This window comes from Micromonospora noduli (assembly GCF_003264365.1).
Classification (GTDB): Bacteria; Actinomycetota; Actinomycetes; order Mycobacteriales; family Micromonosporaceae; genus Micromonospora; species Micromonospora noduli.
Window position 1 is genome coordinate 92,816 of the sequence record NZ_PYAK01000009.1, and the last position, 19,702, is coordinate 112,517.

At 65.0% G+C, this 19,702-nt stretch carries 10 protein-coding genes; all 10 read left to right on the forward strand.

Annotation, left to right across the window (positions count from 1 at the left end; all coding sequences use genetic code 11):
* Positions 1 to 47: 47 nt before the first annotated feature.
* Complete coding sequence (locus GUI43_RS09965) at positions 48 to 914, forward strand: hypothetical protein (RefSeq protein ID WP_249037703.1); 867 nt, start codon at positions 48 to 50, stop codon at positions 912 to 914.
* Positions 896 to 2,056, forward strand: a complete 1,161-nt coding sequence (dbpB, locus tag GUI43_RS09970; RefSeq protein WP_249037704.1) for a DGQHR domain-containing protein DpdB — start codon at positions 896 to 898, stop codon at positions 2,054 to 2,056. Before GUI43_RS09965 ends, dbpB (GUI43_RS09970) begins: the two co-directional genes overlap by 19 nt.
* Positions 2,053 to 3,294 (forward strand): tRNA-guanine transglycosylase DpdA, encoded by a 1,242-nt coding sequence (gene dpdA / locus GUI43_RS09975; RefSeq protein WP_112698605.1) that lies wholly within the window; start codon positions 2,053 to 2,055, stop codon positions 3,292 to 3,294. Before dbpB (GUI43_RS09970) ends, dpdA begins: the two co-directional genes overlap by 4 nt.
* Positions 3,291 to 4,436, forward strand: coding sequence for a DGQHR domain-containing protein DpdB (gene dbpB / locus GUI43_RS09980; RefSeq protein ID WP_112698606.1), 1,146 nt, complete (start codon positions 3,291 to 3,293; stop codon positions 4,434 to 4,436). Before dpdA ends, dbpB (GUI43_RS09980) begins: the two co-directional genes overlap by 4 nt.
* A gap of 372 nt (positions 4,437 to 4,808) precedes the next feature.
* Positions 4,809 to 8,060 (forward strand): protein DpdE, encoded by a 3,252-nt coding sequence (dpdE, locus tag GUI43_RS09985; protein WP_249037705.1) that lies wholly within the window; start codon positions 4,809 to 4,811, stop codon positions 8,058 to 8,060.
* Complete coding sequence (gene dpdF, locus GUI43_RS09990; protein ID WP_112698607.1) at positions 8,050 to 10,635, forward strand: protein DpdF; 2,586 nt, start codon at positions 8,050 to 8,052, stop codon at positions 10,633 to 10,635. Before dpdE ends, dpdF begins: the two co-directional genes overlap by 11 nt.
* 1 nt (position 10,636) lies before the next feature.
* Positions 10,637 to 11,536 (forward strand): protein DpdG, encoded by a 900-nt coding sequence (gene dpdG, locus GUI43_RS09995; RefSeq protein ID WP_112698608.1) that lies wholly within the window; start codon positions 10,637 to 10,639, stop codon positions 11,534 to 11,536.
* Complete coding sequence (dpdH, locus tag GUI43_RS10000) at positions 11,529 to 14,561, forward strand: protein DpdH (protein WP_112698609.1); 3,033 nt, start codon at positions 11,529 to 11,531, stop codon at positions 14,559 to 14,561. Before dpdG ends, dpdH begins: the two co-directional genes overlap by 8 nt.
* Complete coding sequence (locus GUI43_RS10005; RefSeq protein ID WP_146765877.1) at positions 14,558 to 15,232, forward strand: hypothetical protein; 675 nt, start codon at positions 14,558 to 14,560, stop codon at positions 15,230 to 15,232. Before dpdH ends, GUI43_RS10005 begins: the two co-directional genes overlap by 4 nt.
* Entirely contained in the window at positions 15,229 to 19,692 is a 4,464-nt protein-coding gene (gene dpdJ, locus GUI43_RS10010; RefSeq protein WP_112698611.1) for a protein DpdJ, read from the forward strand. The genes GUI43_RS10005 and dpdJ overlap by 4 nt, the downstream gene beginning before the upstream one ends.
* Positions 19,693 to 19,702 lie beyond the last annotated feature (10 nt).

The following is a 19,702-nucleotide window of genomic DNA, read 5'->3' on the forward strand; positions in this document are numbered from 1 at the left end:
TCACCTGCAGCAACCGGAAACGACACACAGTGCCAGACCGGTTACGTGTGGGTAACCTCCATGAAAGCAGTCCAGGTCAGCGGTTCGCCACCTGGACAGACCGACTGTTGACCAGTTCTGCCAGCAGGTTCCCTGCCGTTGATCTGTACGCCGGTGAGCATTGGCAGATTGCCCGGACCCTGCCCGACCAGATCGCACCGCGGGCCGCGACGTTATGGGTCTGCTCAGCAGGCTACGGGCTCATCGCCGCATCGGCGGCGATCCGACCGTATGCGGCAACGTTCGCCTCGGGCGGGGTCGATTCGGTCGGTGAGGATAAATCCGCCGCCCGCGACTGGTGGACAAGGCTGACCGAGTGGCCTGGCCCTGACGCAGACCAACCGCGGTCATTCGCGGACCTAGCCCGTCGTGATCCACACGCCACGATCATCGCGGTGCTCTCTGACGCCTACCAGCGAGCCTGCGCCACGGACGTCACCGTTGCGGCCAGTCTGTTGCACGACAACCAGCAACTATCCGTTGTCGGGCCATCCACTAATGACCTTGAAGACCTCGTCGTACCGGTGACCGCCAGGCTGCAACCTCACCTCGGCGGCAGCCTGCTATCGCTCAACGCCCGCGTCGCAGCGTTCCTGCTGCGCTCGTCGGTCGATGACGATCACGACCTACGGCGCGAACGACTGCGCGAGCGTGTGGAACAGACAACGCAAGCAACGCCGGTTCCCGCAACTCGCACCGCTGGACAGCGTCTTACCGACGAAGAGGTGCGCGCCTTCATCCGTGGGCATGCGGGCGAACGGGCAACCACCGCGACGGGCTTGCTGCGACGCCTTCGCCTGTCAGGACGGTCATGTGAGCAGGCCCGCTTCGGGCAACTCTTCGCCGAGGTAATGGCATGGAGGGCGCGCCCCTGATGCCTGCCTCACCGCCTCCCAACAGCATGGTCCGTCGGGCCTTGTGCATCGCGCAGAGCACCGAATATCCCCTCTATGTCTTCACCCTCCGGGCCGAGGAGATTTTGCAGGTCGCAGACATCTCCCGGGTCAGTCGTGACCATGCCGGCAAGCTCATCGGCTATCAACGCCCTGAGGTGCGCAAACATATCCAGGAGATCGTCGAGTACCTCAACAGCGACGCTGCGGTCTTCCCCAACCCGATCATCATGGCGTTGTCGTCGAGAGTGCACTTCAAGAAGATCCGCGGCGACCGGCTCCCAGGAGATGAGCTCGGCATTACCGGCACGCTCACCATCCCCATGGCGGAAAACGGTCGGCCGAAACCCGCGTGGATCGTCGACGGGCAGCAACGCGCGGTGGCGCTGTCCCGCACGCGGCGCAAAGACTTCCCCGTCCCAATCACCGCGTTCGTCGCCGACGCCGTGAAGGTCCAACGCGATCAGTTCCTGCGCATCAACAACACCCGGCCGTTGCCACGCGGCTTGGTGACGGAGTTGCTCCCGGCGGTCGACAGCCCACTGCCGACGCGGCTGGCCATTCGCCGGGCTCCGTCGGAGCTATGCGACGTGCTCAACACCGACGAACGCTCACCGCTGCGTGGGATGATCAAACGGGCGTCGACGGACAAGTCGCAGACCGCTCTCGCGGTGATCACCGACACAGGGTTCGTCGAACTGATCAAAGAAAGTTTGACATCGGCCGGGTGCCTGTTCCCGTATCGGGACGTGGGCCGCAACGAGACCGACTTCGACGGCGTCCTGCACGCCCTCTACACCTACTGGGGTGCCGTGCGGGACACCTTCCCCGACGCCTGGGGGAAACCGGCCGCCAAGAGTCGGTTGATGCACGGCGCAGGGATACGCGCCATGGGTCACCTCATGGGCCGGGTGCTCGGCATCGTCGATCCCCGCGCAGCGGACGCGCCTCGCCTGATCCGCGAGCACCTTGCGTTGATCGCCCCGTACTGTCGCTGGACTTCGGGCACCTGGGACGAGCTCAACATGCGGTGGAACGAGGTCGAGAACACCCCCCGCGACATCCAGGCATTGTCCAACTACCTCATCCGGGTGCACCGCAACGCCCAGGCGGAGCAGCGATGAAATTCTTCTTTCCTGACAGCCAGGACCAGGTCGATCCGAGCTTCGACTTCATCACCGAAGAACGGGACCCGTTCCGTGTCCGGCAACGCGACGACCTGTACGCGCACGAGGTCCTGACCCAAGCGCCGTTCGACGGGCTGCTGGTGTCCAAGGCCATCGTGGACGGTCTGGCCAGCGGCACCACGGGCAAGTACACCGGAGCACAACGCCACCGCCTCTATCGTGAAGGCGCCGCCAAGTTCTTCCGGCTCGACAACGGCCATACCCCTTTGGAGATCATGGGCGATTGCGGTGCCTTCTCCTACGTCGCCGAAGAATGGCCGCCGTACAGCGTTGATGAAGTCATCGATTTCTACGACGGATGCGGCTTCAACTACGGCATCGCCGTCGACCACGTGATCTTTCAGTACGAGCCCGCTACGTCACGCGACGATCCCAAGGCACAGGAATGGGTCCGCCGCCAGAAGATCACACTCGATTTGGCCCAGGAGTTCTGGGATCGGTGCGACGCCCGCAACGTCAGCTTCGCACCTGTCGGCGTTGCCCAGGGCTGGAGCCCGCAGTCCTACGCGGACGCGATCGCGGAACTGCAGCGCATCGGCTACACCCGCATCGCGCTCGGCGGTATGGTGCCGCTGAAGACCAATGAAATCCTCGCCTGCCTACGAGCGATCGACCAGGTCCGAGAGCACTCCACCGAACTGCACCTTCTCGGTGTTAGCCGCGTCGACGACGTGCCGACGTTCGTTAGCCACGGCGTCACCAGCTTCGACAGCACCTCACCGTTCCGCCAGGCATTCAAGGATGACCGGGACAACTACTACACCCCCACCCGCACCCACGTCGCCCTGCGCGTTCCGCAGGTGGACGGCAACGCGAAGCTCAAGGCCCGGATCCGCTCCGGCGAGATCGGCCAAGGCGAGGCGATGGCGCTCGAGCGGACCGCCCTCACCCTTCTGCGCGAGTACGACGCTGACAAGACTGACCTCGAGCCGGTGCTGGAGGCGCTGGTCGCCTACAGTGCGCTGTGGAACGGCGGCAAGTCCGACCGCAGCGAGCAGTACCGTGCGACGTTGGCAGCTCGGCCGTGGCGCGACTGTCGATGCGATCTCTGTGTCGCCGTCGGGATTGAGATCGTCGTGTTTCGGGGCTCCGAGCGCAACAAACGGCGCGGATTCCACAACCTGTACGTGTTCGAACAGCGTCTCCGCGCACAACGAGGAAGGACAACCGCGTGACCAAGACCCGGACCGAGGCGTCCGCTGACTCCGCCGTCACCCAGGAGTTGCGCCTGCCCGCCTTGGAGATTCAGCAGGGCCGCGGGCGCCTTCTCTACACCTTCGCCATGGACGGCAAGCTCGTACCCAAGATCGCTACAGTCTCCCGCATCCGCCGCGACGAGGACGCCCTGCTGCACGGCTACCAACGGCCCGAGGTCCTCGCCCATGTCGCGGCGATCCGCCGATACATAGAAACCGACGCCAGCCCCCTGCTCCCCAACGCCATCGTCATCGCGTTCGACGAACGGGTGCGCTTCGAGCCAGGCCAGACGGGATCCGACAGCCCTGGCTACGTGCGCAGCGGAACTTTGATCATCCCGATCACCGAAGGGCCTGATCACGACAGGCCCGGCTTCATTGTGGATGGCCAGCAGCGCAGCGCCGCCATCCGCGATGCCAGGGTCGATGCTTTCCCAGTGAGCATCAGCGCCTTCATCACGAACGAGACCGCAGATCAGCGCTCACAGTTCATCCTCGTCAACTCCACCAAGGCGCTGCCGAAGGGGCTCATCCACGAACTCCTGCCCGGGGCCTCGGGCGCGCTGCCAACTCCGCTGCGGGTACGTCAACTGCCGGCAACCCTGCTCGAGGGGCTCAACTTCGACGCCCGGTCTCCACTCAACCGGATGATCCAGACCCCGACCAACCCGTCCGGCGTCATCAAGGACAACTCGGTCTTGAGGATGCTGGAGACCAGTTTGAGCGACGGCGCCCTCTACCGGTTCCGCAACGACGAGGCGCTGCCGACCACCGGCTATATGTTGACCGTCTTGTTCAATTTCTGGACCGCTGTCAGCCAGGTCTTCCCCGACGCGTGGGGCAAGCCGCCCCGCAAGTCGCGCCTCATGCACGGCGTCGGAATCATCAGTATGGGCTACCTCATGGACGCCATTAGCCATGCGCGTGAGGAGGGCGACGGGATCGTCGAGGTTGAGGAGTTCGCCGCCCACCTCAAGTCGATCGCCGATGACTGCCGCTGGACCGACGGTGAGTGGGACTTCGGCAACGGCATCGTTCGCAGGTGGAACGACATCCAGAACACGCCTCGTGACATCAAGCGCGTCGCGGATTTCCTGCAGGTCAGGTACCGGAATAGGTAGTGAAGCATCGATTGCGCGCGGCGACTTTGGGTGTTGCGGTGGGCTGAGGCGGATTCGGGTCGGCCCTACGGTCACAGCCACGGCCGCCAGGCTCGGCCGACCGGACGGTGGTGGGAGAGCGTCGTCGTGACCCCTGAGGTCACCGGCGGCGCCGCACCGGGTCCGAACCGCGCTTGGCTGGGAAGCGGGAGGCGGCCTAGATGAGACCGTGAACCCATCTCAGGAGTTGGGTTGGTCTTTTGGGCTTTTCGGCTGATCATGTGCGCACCGCTGCTGCTGCCCCATGCCAGAGATAGTCGATACCCTGCGTTGGTGCGTTTAGGTGCCGATCCGTCCACAGGACGGCGCGCAGGGACGGGGACCAGTCCGATCATGCTGCTGCCGACCGGTCAATTCGTTGAGCACCCACAGGTTCCAGGTATCGGACGTGTGGGAGAACGTCGTGGCGGCGATCTGCGAATTGATGCCTTCGAGTCCATTGCGAGGCCGGTCGCGCAGAGCTACTGGGTCCCGGCCGACGAGTGCCGTCTGGCGCAACTTCTACCCCAGACGAGGGTCTACTGGCAGGACCCTGATACGGGACGGTGGCGGGCGGGCCGGATCATCGGCGGTGGCCCTGGTGTCTACTTCGTGCGCCTACCCAACAAGGACCTCGACTACCAGGTTCCACAGCAGCATCTGCGGGTGCGCTGGGACAGGCCGATCGCCTCTCCGGTCGAGGTCCTCGCAGCGGGCGCCAACGAGTCGCCGTACTTTCGAAATGCCCGGCTTCCGATGCTCAGCAGCCTCGTGGCCCAACGGGCCGCATGCGCCGACCTTCCCGCGCTGCTGTCGGCGGCGATCGAAATTTATCCGCATCAGGTGCAAGCTGCGCTGACCGTGCTCAGCGACCCTGTGCAGCGATACCTCCTGGCCGACGAGGTCGGCCTCGGGAAGACCATTGAGGCTGGACTGGTCATCCGGCAGCGCCTCCTCGATCAGCCGACCGCTCGGATCGTCGTCCTCGCGCCGGACATGCTGCGGCAGCAATGGAGCCGTGAACTGCAGGGAAAGTTTTTCACCGAGGACTTCCCGGCAGCAACGATAAAGATCACCCGCCATGAAACCCCAGACAAGTGGGAGGAATACCACGGCTTCGACCTGGTTGTGGTGGACGAGGCGCATCGCCTGACCGATGCGGCCGACCCAACGGAAGCCCGATATCGGGAACTGACCCAGCTGGCGCACTCCACGCCCCGGTTGCTGCTCCTGTCGGCTACACCGCCGATGTCGCGGCCGCAGGCGCACCTCGGCATGCTGCATTTACTCGATCCCACTCTCTACCGCTGGGAGGACCTGCCGCAGTTCACCCAGCGATTCCAGGCACGGCGCGTGCTGGCCAACGCCGTCTTCGCGCTCGACGCGGACTTCGAGCCTCTGCTTCCGAGCGCCATCGCGGAGATCTCGGACCTCCTCCCCGGCGACATAACGTTCCGCGATCTTGCCGGTCGTGTTTCGGACCTGCTGACTGCCGATGGCGACCTGATCGACGAAGGCGAGCGCGAGATCCTCCGGTCACACGTCGATGCCTTGCGGGCCCACATCAGTGAGACGTACCGCATGCATCGCAGAATCATCCGCCATCGCCGGCACAACGTCCTCACGTCGGCAGGCGACGACTCCGTGGACGCACTGCCCTTCGAGGTCACTGGCCGGCAGCGACCTACCGTACTGAGCGTCGCCGCCAATGACGAACTGGTCAGCGAGTCGCTGGTGACGTGGCAGCAACACGTCTCGCACTGGCTGCTGGATCACAACGCCGACGACCGCACCGAAGCGTACGGCCTCGTCCTGGCGGTGCTGTCGTCGCGCAGTGACGGTCTCTCCGGGGACCTGCAGGACGCTCTCCGGTGGCGCATTCACCGTGACGACGCGGCTGCTCGGCGCGCTGGCCTGAGTGAGTACGAGCGTGAGGTGCTTGCTGCGGCAGCTGTGTTGCCTGACGACGAGGACCTTCTGCGCAAACTCGACGACAACGATGCTGCAGAGCCCGACATGCGTGACTACCTTCAGGTGCTCGGACAGCACAAACGCGCTGTGATGTTCTGCGGCGCGGGCAGCCTGGCCGGCTTGATCGCCGACGTCCTGACACCGAATGCGCGAGTCCGGATCACCGAGCACACCCATCGTCGAGGTGCTGCGGCGAGCGCAATGGACGTGGATCGCTGGCGGGCCGAGGGCGGCCTCCTCATTGCAGACGACAGCGCCGAGGACGGCGTCAATCTGCAAGAGGCCGATGCCGTCATCCATCTACGGCTGCCGTGGTCACCCAACCAGTGTGAGCAACGGCTGGGACGAGTAGACCGGTTCGCCGGCGCGTTCGGTGCCGGACACCGGGCAGCCATGCAGTACGTCGCCCCTGGCGGTCACGCCGACAACTCCTTCGCCGCCGTTTGGACGACGCTGCTCACGAGTGCGGTACGCATCTTCGACGACTCTGTGTCGGCGCTGCAGTACGCCCTCAATAGTTTGACCACGACAATCTGGGAGACCGGCCTGCGGGATGGACCGGCGGCGATGCTGGAGATGGCCGATATGGTCGCCGACGTCCTCAGAAAAGAGCGTCGGGAGATCGACGGGATGGACACTGTCGAGGCCGTGCACGAGGGCTCGCTCGGCCTCAGCGTCGCTGAGGCGATGACCACTACCGAGATTCGCTGGGGCGCCCACGAAAAGGCGATGCGGCTCTACGCCGGCGCCGAAGCCGGTGGGCTGCGGTTTGCTATCCATCCCGAGGGATCGATTCGGCACGTCATGCGCTTCGAACGCGCCCATGCAAACCCGTTGGTGTCCCCGCGGCTCCTCGCTATCTCCGGACGGCCCGTCCCACCGGCAGCCATGCAAGGCACCTTCAACAGGAACACCGCTCTGCGTACACCGAACACCCGGCTCTTCCGGCTGGGTAACCCTTTTGTCGACCTGCTCGCGAACGTTGTGGCGATCGACGATCGCGGCCAAGCGTGCGTGTTCTGGCGTCCGGGCGTCCGCGGTCGAGAGCTCCGCTCCTACTTCGGCTTTGACTTCCTGGTCGAGCCCGACATCGAGCCGGCTCTAGAACTCGTCGGAGACGCGGCGGACGCTGTACACGCCCTCCGACGTCAGGCCAGCGTCATCCTCCCGCCCATCATGCGGCGGATCTGGCTTCCGTCGCAGGCAGACCAGGCCGTGCAGGATCCCGATCTCCTGCGGTGGCTGGAAGCCCCGTACGCGCAGGATCGCGGCGACCTCAACCTCAATGACGAGCGAATATCTGCTCTATGGCAATACTTCGGCGACATCGAAGGGCTGGCGACGGCCGCCCGCAGCGCCGAAGCAACCGCACGCGACGAGTTGACCCGTTCCGCGCAGCTCGTACGGCGTGCGGAGCAGGCGCAGCATGAAGCAGGCCGGGCGTGGGCAGTCCGTCGCGCCCAAGCCGAGGCGCGCCGGAACGCCGGCCGGTTGTTGTCCGATACTGATAGTTACCTCACCGATGTCCGCGTGGCGGCTGCTCTCATCGACGCGCTGAAGGAGCCAAAGGTCCGGCTAATGGCCGTGACCTGCGTGACCGGCGGCGAACTGGGGGTGCCACAAGATGGCAACTGATGGCTGGTCATCCGCCCAGGAGCTTTGGGCTAGCTGGCCCAAGGTTCCAGCCACGTTCCCTGCCTCGGGCAGTTGTGCGCGACTGCGTGATGCGCTCGTTGGCCTGACCGCCGGTGGTGCAGGATGGCGTGATGTGGTCGGGCTGACCCGTCAGATCCTGCTCGAGAACGAGGCACGCCAGGGTGGCGACTGGCCCCTCATTGTGCCCAACAGCCCAGCCCTCCCGAGCCGCCAACAGTGGGAGGATGTGGGCTGCGAGGCGTTGTCAGTGGCTGCGGGCTTCTCGGTGACGGCACGGATCTGGCATCCTCGCACCGACGCCCCTCTGTCGGAGGGCGCCGCCAAGCAGGAGGTTCTCGAGGTCTACGGCGGGGACGCCACCCCTAGGTCAGCTCATCCGGCGGATCCGTTTTGGAGCCGCGCACTCGGCACCGGCTTTCAGCATTACACCTCACTGGGACAGCGGCAGGCGGCTCGCGCGATCGTGACGGCACCGGCCGGCAGCACGACCATCGTGTGTCTGCCGACCGGCCAGGGAAAGACCGAGGTGGCGTGGGCTGCCGTCCTGCCCGCGACACGGCAGCGCGGTGTCGCAGTCGTCGTGGTCCCCACGGTCGTACTGGCCATGGACATGGAACGTCGTCTGCGTGCGCTGCTCACATCGCTCGGGGAGCAGCAAAGTCCCAGCGGCTATTACGCATACACCGGCGGAACTTCGGAAGACGTCAAAAAGGCCATCCGCAAGGACATCCGTGATGGTCGCCAACGCGTCGTCATCGCGGCTCCCGAGGCCATCCTGACCGGGCTCAGCCAGGCACTGGACGACGCGACACGGCAGGGCTACCTCACTCACCTGATCATCGACGAGGCACACCTGGTCGAACAGTGGGGCAATGAATTCCGTCCAGAGTTTCAGGCGATGAGCGGGCAGCGTCGCTCCTGGCTCGCCATTGCACCGCCTGGCCGAGAATTGATCACACTAGCCATGAGCGCCACGCTGACCGAACACCAGATCCAGACGCTGGTGGAGCTGTTCAGTTCGCCCGGTCGCGTCGAATTGGTCTGGGCGTCGCAAACACGCCGCGAACCGTCCTACTTCGTCGAACGCTTCAGAACCGAAGCCGACCGATGCGCCGCCGTTTTGCAAGCGGTCAGCACCCTGCCCCGCCCGCTCATCCTGTACACGTCCCTAAAGAAAGATGCGCGGGACTGGACTCGCCGGCTCAAGGCTGCCGGGCTCCTTCGCGTCGCGGAGGTCACGGGCGACATGTCCGATGCCGAGCGCAGAGCCGCCGTGATGGGATGGCGCGGAGAAAACAATGAAGGCAAACCGGCGCCTACCGAACACGACATCGTCGTCGGGACGTCAGCCTTCGGCCTCGGGCTAGACATGTCCAATGTGCGCAGCGTTGTGCACGCCTGCCTGCCCGAAACCTTGGACCGGTACTACCAAGAAGTAGGACGCAGTGGGCGCGACGGCCGCCCCGCAGCCGTCTACCTGACTATCGCACCCGGCGACGACGAGACGGCGAAGCGGCTCAACGCCTCCATCGTCATCAGCCCCGAGAAAGGCTGGGACCGGTGGCGCACCATGTCTCGAGCCGCTTCTGATCTCGGGGACGGCCGCCACGAGACAAGTCTTGATGTGGTTCCGCCGCACGTCCTCGCCGAGTCACGGCACAACCGCCAGTGGAACGTCCGCACCTTGAACCTGATGTCACGCGCCGGCCTCATCACACTTGAAGAATCACAAGCCCCTGAACGGCTACCGGACGAGCCCGATGGCCTGTGGCAGGCCAGGCTGGACCAGTACTTCAGCGGCCTCGATGCCCGGGTGGTCTTTCGGCTGCAGGATGGTCAGACAAATGACCGATTACATTGGGGGCGGGCATTCGGCACACAACGGGCACTTGTCGCGCAGCAGCAAACCGCTGCGCTCGACCGCCTGCAGGCATTGATAAAGGGTGACCGATGCGTCGGCGACGTCCTCGGCGACTACTACCGCATACCATGGCGAGGCGGGCTGTTGGGCACCGCCGTGAGCTGTCGAGGATGCCCTCACTGCCGGCGATGGCCCGACATGCGAGGCGACGATCCTCTTTACCGCGACGGCGGCGAACCCCATCCCGCAATTCCTCACTGGGAGGGAGGCCGTGATCCCCTCGCACTGATCCGCGGTGACCATCCGTGGTTGAGCATTTGGTGGCGGACGCCAACTGCACGTGATGATCTTCTGCCCGAACTGCTGTCGCAGCTCGCACGGCGCGGTCTGGGGGTGCTTGCTGGCCCCGGAATTACCGCACGTCTCGCGGACCGCATACAGCGCGAAGCGTGGCCCCACCCGGTCATCGTGGACCACGACGGCAACCTCACCGAATCCTTCTCCGGGCCGCTAGTCTGGGTCGCCGACGACCTGCCCGCCCTGCCGACCGCCGTACGTCTGCGCCTGCAGGACGACGTTCCGACCTACCTCGTGCACTCCCAGGACCTGCCCGATCCCGAACGGCCGACCATTAGTCTGCGGCAGATGTGCGACGCTTCACTCTCGCTCGAGACCGCCCTTGGAGCGCTGTGACATGACGCTGTTGAACGAGCCTGCGTCCTTTCCTACTGCCATGTGGGTGGTTGCCAGGCACCTAGCGTCCGCGCCTGGCCGGCGCCAAACCCACGACGCTGTACGGGCCGCGCTGAGGCCAGGCAGCCTGCTGCCACCTGACAAGGCTGACGCCGACAAGACCTTCGACAACGCGGTCAGAACGCTTCAGGACCTGAATCTGATCGCCCTAGAAGACGATCGCCTCACTTTGCGCGACGACGGCCGACTGAAGTCCCCAGATGACTACCCCGGGTACACCGATCTGCTGCGCACACGTGTCCTTGAGTCTCACCGCAATGAAGGAATCGCCCACGAAGGCGACCAGGGGCCCAAGGACCTGGTCAGAGCGTTGGCATGTTTCCTCACTCTCGACGCGTTCACGCCAGTCGACGAGGACGCCATGGCTGACCTGCTGCGCAGGACGCTGCCAGAACACATCAGCGACCCCAACTTCAACGACGTCCGCCGGAACCGATTCGGTTACTGGGCCAAAGCCCTCGGTTTCGCGACCGGCCCGCTCCTGCAAACGCCCACCAAGCTGACGCTCCAACCCGATTGCGCGGTCGCTGTCCAGCGTGCGGCTCGGATGCTTTGGCCAGCGGGCGCGCGGCTCGCAGCGCGAGACGCGATCGCGGCTCTCCTTGAGGTTCTGCCTGTCCTACCTAGCGGCCGCTACAGCCTCGCGCTCGACCTCAAGGAAACCTCGATAGACGTGTCCTCCGCCTTATCATTCGCACTCTTCTGCGGCGAGGAGCGAGGCTGGCTCAAGTTCGACCGCCGCTCCGACGCCGACGATGAGGTGTTGCTCGTCGATCCCGACCGGGCTAACGGGACGCACCGGATCACCCACCTTGACATCCTGGAGCCACTCGATGGCTGAGTTCCGCCAGTTCCTCTGTTGGTCACCGATCGAGGCCGCGACGACCATCAGCACGGAAGCCGTCAGCCCGTCACCGTCCGTCTTCTTCGCCACCCATGCGCCACTGCGCATCAGGCGCCGACACCCCGAGGCCAAAACCGACGACCCCGGCACGGCAGTCACCGAGGAGGACGTACGGCGAGACTTCCTGGGGCGGGACACCCCGAACGGGGTCCTATTGATGCCCGTGACCGGCGAGTCCGGAACCGGAAAATCGCATCTGGTCCGCTGGGTGCACGAGTTAACGCCGTCGACCGACAAGCGGGTGGTGATCTACCTGCCGAAGACCAGCACGAGCCTGCGGGCCGTCGTCCGGACGCTGCTCGATCAACCCGGAGTCGACAGCCCTGAATTGGCGCAACTACGCGCCGACGTCGACCGCATGAGCTCGGAACTGGACGTCGAAAGTCTGGAACGCCGCCTCATCAACGAGCTGTCCGAGGCCGTTGCGGTCGCTGACGCCAGACCAGGCCAAGGACGCGTCCTCGCCGGGCCAGGCAATCTCGCTCTTCTCCTGCTTGACCCCCATGTCCGCGACCATCTGCTGCAGAAGGGCAAGCTGATCCCGCGGCTTGCCGCCAGCCTCCTCTCCGACCGACGGGATGGCGAAGACGATCGACCGACCGCCTTCTCGATCACCGACCTGCCACTAGACATCGCCGATGTCAACAAGGCATCCGACAAAGCAAGACGCCTGCTGAGTCTCATCACGAACAGGCCGGAACTGCAAACCGCCGCGATCGACATCCTCACCGAGCAGTTACCGGTCGCCATCACCGCCGCCTGGAACATGGGCGGTGGCCGCCTACAGCAAGCGATGTTAGAGATTCGCCGCCAGTACGCAGCCCAGGGCAAAGAAATCGTCCTACTGATCGAGGACTTCGTCGTCCTCCAGGGTGTTCAGCGTGACCTGCTCGACGCCCTGATCGAGGCGGGGGTGCGCAGTGGCAAGGCCGAACTGGCTCCTGTCCGAACGCTAATGGCCGTGACTACCGGCTATTTCGCACGGCTGGCCGAGACGGTGCTCACCCGCGCGAAGGCGGCTACGCCGTACCTCTACGACCTGGATGCTGGGTTCGACACCGGCGAGCAGGGCCGATCTGACATCACGGCTTTCGCCGGCCGGTACCTCAACGCCGCGCGCGTCGGCCGAGAGGCCTTAGACAATGCCAATATCGCGAACGGGGCAGACGTGCCCAACCGATGCGTCACGTGCGAGTTCCAAGAGACATGCCATTCCACCTTCGGTGCGTCGGTCGACGGGCATGGGCTCTACCCGTTTAACTGGCCAACCTTGCGACGGGCCATCCGAGCACGACCGGCACATAATAATCCCAACTCGTTCAACCCGCGGGCGGTGATCGGCGAGGTCATCCGGCCCGTCCTGGTCGATCACGCTCATGCCCTCCGTGATGGATCCTTCCCGGATCAACGCTTCAGCGAGGACTACCGCACTCCTGCTGGTGAGGATTACATGCTCGGCGCAGTGCAACGGGAGATCGAGGAACGCGACCACGCCGACGCTAGCCGCCGAAAAGCCTTCCTTGAGTTCTGGGGCGACGCCCCAGATCAAATAACCAACCTTGATCCGGCGATGCACGCCGCATTCGGCATTGGCCTTCTCGATCTCAACGATCTCGCCAGCGGACCCGGCCAGACAACGACACGCGCAACGGAAGACACCACCTCCGGGAGGAGGAAGCCGGCCAGCGCCAACGCGCAAGAACTTCCTCGCGCCCTGGCCATGATGATCGATCATGTCGAAGAATGGCAGGGACGACACAGTCAACTGCCGCAGACTACCGCTGCTCACCTTCGAGGGACGATCAGACAGGCCGTGATCAACAGATGCATGTGGACCGATCCGGTTGTGGCGGACCCCCAGTCTGCTGAACTCGACAGGGCATGGCCATCGAACTCCACCGTCGTGTCGATCGAAGGTGCGGCGAGCGAGCGGTTGCCGGGAACAGCAGACGCCCCGATTCGGTTCAAGCGCAATCCGAGCAACGCCACGTTTTTCCGACAGATACTCCTGGCGAGCGTGGGTGTGGCAGGTAACGCGGCAGCGATACGACGCCTCCACGAGATCGCGGAGCATCACCAACCCGACCTCCAGCGTGCCGTACAACGCCACCGTGGCTTCTCAAACCGGGAACTCATTCTCGGTTTCCGCGCCTCTCTGCTGGGCGCCGCGCTTGCCGGCCACGCCTGGCCGGGCATGAAGGACACAGAATTGCTGAACGCGGCGCTTGCCGACGGGAGCGGGTGGGAACGAGCGGATGGACTGAGCCGCACACCGCAATGGAATCGGCTCTGGGAGGCTCACCGCAGCGGCCGTGGCGAACTGGTCGCCAGGCTACGAGACAGTGTGGGCTTCACGCGAGGGGTGCGAGGCAACGTCCGCATCGTCGACGGCACACGGGCCTTGCCCTTGGTTGGTGAGGCATCCCAACAGTGGGCCTGGGAGCGCCCCGACAAGCTTCCCTCGTGGGCCACCAAGGCAGTGTCCGGACTCAATCAGTTTGCTGTCGTGGCCGATGCGCAATTTGCCGACCTTCAGCACACCCTCGAGAAGGTTCGCGCTCTGCTACCCGCAGGAGTCAGCGGCGCCGAGACGGTGCTGGCGGTTGACCAGGCTCTTCGTGCCGCAGTCGACGAGGGCCTTGGCCCGGTGGACCTGCCAACATTCCGATCCTTGCTGGCTGACGTTCGGCAACGCGACTGGAAATCCATCGATCGGCTGGAGCGTGACATAGCGCGCGTCACGGCTGCCGAGGACGACGACAGCCGGTTCCGCGCCATCCTGGCGACATGCGCAGCAGACCGAGGGGCGGACCTGGCCGCGATTGAACGCTTCCTCGTCGCTGGTAACGCTTGGTTGACCGAGCGACTGGACCAGGCCAGGTTGAAAACTGGCGGTTCTGGTGAGTCGGCGGCACTACGGGTTCAAGAAGTTTTGCGGCAGTGGACAGAGGTGGGGCCATGACAGCGATGTCTGTTCTAGACAAGGCGAGGGCGCTCACGGCTGAGGCGAACCGGCTACGCGAAGGGTCTGTCGCGGAAGACAACGCCAAGCGGGTTTTCACGCAGGCCGATGGCCTCGGCAGCGCGCTTGAGCAACTGCGCCGGTTGCTTGAAGCGGGTCGCGCTCTGCAGGAACAAGGCGCCGATGTGCCGGTGGGTCAGGTCGATGAGGGACGCGAGAGATTCGCGCAACTTGCCGCGGACGGACTGCCATCAGTTCGCGCCATCACCGCGGCCCGCCAGAAGGTAGAGGGCGTCCTTGAGCGGGTGCAGGCCACGCTGACAGGGGCGTGGCTGAGGTGGACCAGCGAGCGGTTGGCCGAACTCCCGATTCAACGTCTGGCAGTGTTGCCCGCTGCCGCCCAGCGCGACCAGCAGACATCGTTCACCGAACTGAAGAGACTTGGCAAGATCGAAGTGCCTCACGTACGGGAGATCTCCTCCTTCGTGACGACACATGCCGGCCTGAAGGAGTCGCTGAGCTACCTGCGGGAACCCGAGCCGGAGCTTGAGGCGTTACTGTTTCGCCTTGGCCGACGGGTGTCACTCGATCGAGTCTCAGACGCAGAGATCGCGATGCTACGGGAGTACGGTCTGGCCGACCAGATTGAACTCCATAGGAGGGGTTTGTGACTCAGGGGCTCGACGGACGCACCCTGTCTGGCGTCCTCGATCATCTGGAGGATCTCGAACTGCCTCTCCTGGTTTGGGGCGTGACCACGGGCACCCTCTCGCACGAGGAGGTGCTCGAGACGATTAATGAGCAACTTCTGCAGTCCCCGACCTCGGCAAACGTGGACCCCGACGACGTCCTCACGGCCCTCCTCGATGGCGCACTGCTGATGCGCATCCCGGCGACGTCACCGCCCCGCTACCGCACACGCATGGGCGAGACCGTGCGTCTCACCACCCGACTGCGACAGCTATTCGGCCCCCGCGACCTCACGTCGCCCCCAGCGCGTTGGTGGGAGCAAGGCAAAACGCTCGTCGCCGATTACCGCCTCCACACAGCACCGCGTCGATACCCTGAGATCAACGTCCTCATCGAGGACGCCCTGCAGGAACTCGCCCTCACCGAGGCGTGGACGGCCGGGCATGAGTCAACCGCGCGAGCGCTGCTCAGACATCCAACTATGGCGAGATTCCAGGTGGACGCGACGCGAGCGATCACCACGGCGCTGAATGCGCGCCAGAGCGCGGGTGTCATCGTCGGTGCTGGCACCGGCAGCGGAAAGACGCTGGGTTTCTACCTCCCCGCATTCGCCGCCATGGCTGCGCACTCGCGGACGGGCGGAACCGGTGTGCATACGCTGGCTCTCTACCCTCGGATCGAACTGCTGCGTGACCAGTTGCGGGAGGCGGTCGCCACCTCATTGCGGGTGAATGGGGAGGCCGGCGCCGGGACGAGCCGCCGGCTCAGGATCGGAGTGTTGTACGGCGACACGCCGCACAACGCCCAGCGTCTACGCGCACAGACATCTCACCTGACCCGTGCGTGGCGCAGTCGCGGCGCCGATGTCGTGTGTCCCTACCTGTCGTGTCCCCAGTGCCGCCAGGAACTGATCTGGTCTCGCCAAGATCAGAACGAGAACCGGGATCGCCTGCACTGCACTCAGGCCACCTGTGGGCTTGTCATCGACGATGTCGTTCTGACCCGTGACTCGCTACGCGACAATCCACCGGACCTTCTATTCACCACGACGGAGATGCTCAACCGCAACGCCACCGACCCTGGGCTCGGTCAACTCCTCGGCTGGCGCGGCCCACGCCGGCCGTCGCTGGTGCTCCTGGACGAGGCTCACACCTACACCGGCATGCACGGCGCCCAGGTGGGACTCGTACTCCGGCGATGGCGCCACGCCGTGCGAAACCCGGTGACCTTCGTCGGCCTGAGCGCCACCCTGCGTGACGCCGCTGCATTCTTCGCACAGCTCACAGGCCTGTCGGACGCGTCGGTGGAGTACGTCACGCCCCGGCCGCAAGACCTGGAGAACAAAGGCCGGGAGTACGCCATTGCTCTACGCGCCGACCCGGTCTCCGGCGCGAGCCAACTGTCGACGTCCATTCAGACCGCCATGCTGTACGGCCGAATCCTCGACCTTCCCGGCCGGGAGATGCTTTACGGCTCGCGCGGTTTCCTATTCACTGATGATCTAGACGTCACGAACCGTTTCTACGACGACCTGTGTGACGCCGAAGGAGGAGGCACTAGACGCGGACCTCGACGAGCCGGGCGAGTCTTGGCCGGGCTCCGGTCACCGGAAGCGTCGTTCCGGGCTGAACGCTTCATCGACGGTCAGTCGTGGGATCTGGTACGTCAGATTGGACGTGACCTAGACCCTCGCGCTCTGATGGGACAGTTAGCCGTAGGACGTACGTCATCGCAGGACGTCGGTGTGGACGATGATGCCGATCTCATCGTTGCAACGGCGTCGCTGGAGGTGGGCTACGACGACGACCGCGTGGGTCTCGTCCTTCAGCATAAGGCGCCACACGACGCGGCTGCCTTCATTCAACGCCGCGGTCGCGCCGGACGTCGCCGAGGAACCCGCCCCTGGACCGTCATCACCCTGTCGGACTACGGCCGCGACAGGCTGGCATACCAGGCCTACGACTCCCTGTTCTCGCCCGAGTTGACCGCGCGCCGCCTCCCGGTCCGCAACCGCTTCGTACTCAAAATCCAAGGCGCGCAGGCTCTGCTGGACTGGCTATCCACGACGCTACGGGACAACCGGATCGACCCACGCCGGCTGCTGTCCGCGCCACGCCCGACTGCCCGCCCGCCGTCTCCAGCACAGGGCCAGGCACTCGCCGATTTGCTGGAAAAACTCATCATCGACCCAACATTGCAGGACAGCCTGATCGTCCACCTGCGTCGCGCCCTGGACATCAGCGCCGATGAGGCTCAGGCATTGCTCTGGGAACAGCCGCGTGCCCTCCTGCTCGGCGTGGTGCCCACTGCCCTGCGCCGGCTGCGGTCCGGGTGGCGACCCGTCGACCCGGACCCAGGCGCGCATCCCGGAAGCCTGCTACCCGAGTTCCTCACCACGGCCTTGTACGAGCCGCTGAACGTGCCGGAGGTCAACTTCCGGCTGCCATTCGCAGAGGATTGGGAAGCCCTTCCCATCGAGCGGGCGCTCCGCGAGGCAGTGCCCGGACGCGTCAGCCGCCGCTATGGCTACCGCCGCAGCAATCACCGGACATGGCTGCCGCTGCCAGATGTCCAGGCCAACGGCGCTCTAGAGATCGACAGTTTCGTCGAGACCTATACGCCACAGGGCACCTGGTCACCGACGGGACACCAGCCGGTTCAGGTCTTCCGGCCCCACGTCGTCGCTCTGCAGCAGCCACCGGACGAGGTCGCCGATCGATCGCAAGGCATTCCGGTGTGGGCGTCTGAGATCCTTGAACCCAGCAGCGGCCTCTACATGGCGGACATCCCCAAGCCGTCCAACTGGACCGACCGCATCACCGCTGTTGGTTTCGCCACGAGCGCCGCCGGCAACCCGGCTGAGGTTCGCCGAATGACGCTCGGGGCCGAATGCGACACGACCTATGACCGCGGCACCGCAGGCACCGTCACCAGCAGCGTCCGCTACAGCTTGGACGGCCGGCCGGCCGCGCTTGGCTTCCGCCTAAACGTCGACGCAGTCCGGTTCGACCTCGCACCGCTTAACCTCACTCGGCCGACCGTCGCCGAACACTTGAAATCGCCAGAGTGGCGATCGCTGGCGTTCGCCACCGCCGTCGCGGAGGACCCGGCGCTCGACGGTGTAGCCAATCCATTCCAGCGGAACTGGCTGACCACCGTGTATACGGCCGCATATGCCCTGGCCGCCACCCAGCCCAACAACGCGACCTCCGGCGAACGCCTTCACGCCCAATTGAGTCGTGGCGCCTGGCGTATCGACGTCCAACAGATCCTGCGGGCCCTCTACCGCGACGCCGGATCCGTCGCGACCGCCGCACCTGAGCGGCTCGTCGCCGGTCTGACTGAACTCAGCAACGACGCGCGGCTCACTGACTGCCTCGACCGCCACGCACGGCTGCTCTGGACCGATCAAGTCGTAAGCCTCACGGAAGACCTCGCCCAACGGACGTACCGCGAGACCGTGGCAGCCGCGATTCTGGCCGCTGCCCAACGCGCGTGCCCCGACGCTCAAGACCGCGACCTGATCGTCGACGTCGTTTCGCCGCCTGGGACCGGAGGCCCCGCCGCGGTCTGGCTGAGCGAAACATCGCTGGGCGGTATCGGAATCATCGAGCAACTGACGCACTACTATGCCGAGAATCCGCGCCGCTTTTGGAACCTCGTCGACAGCGCTTTAGGCCCCAGCGACCACGACTACATTCACAGTACCGTCGTGCAACTGCTCGACCATGTCGTGTCCCAGCCATCAGGGCCCGCCGCGCAGGCAATGTCCACGCTCCGTGACCCGCGCTCGGCCCATGCCGCTGAGAGCGCGCTGCAACAACTTCGATCAGCATGGGCGAAACTCACCGGCCACCCACGCCAACAAGCCGTGGCAGCGCTCTCCACCCGCCTGCTAAGACCAGGAACCACCAACGCCACCGACGCCGCAGCGCTCGGACTCGTCCACGCCTGGGACGCCCTCCAGCAACGCCTCGGCTTCGAGGTCGAGGCAGCAGTGTTCGCATATCTCATCGGCAGCGGACAAGTCGCCGTGCCGAATGCAGGCAACACCAGCCTTACACCGGACCAGGTGTTCAGCTTGCTGTGGCCCCGGGGCAACAAGGCCCGAGTCCAACACCTGCAGCATTACCAGCCATACGCCCCCACGCCGATCCTCGATCGGCTCTTGGCGCAGGCAGCACACGACGAACGGCTGCCTGTGGTCAACGTCGACGACGTCGACTGGCTCGACAACTACCGAACGGCAGTACGCGACCGCGGCGCCGTCGTGCTCGTCGCCCCGGCACAGCGGATGCGAGCCTTCAGTACAGCCCTCAGGACCGTGCCGGCGGTCGCCGTCGATCGCGACGTGCTGCGGGTCTACGGCGACGTTCGCACCATCACACGTGACGGCGACAATCTACGCGCGACGATCGAAGTTCGTGAGGCTACACAGTGACGTTGGAACG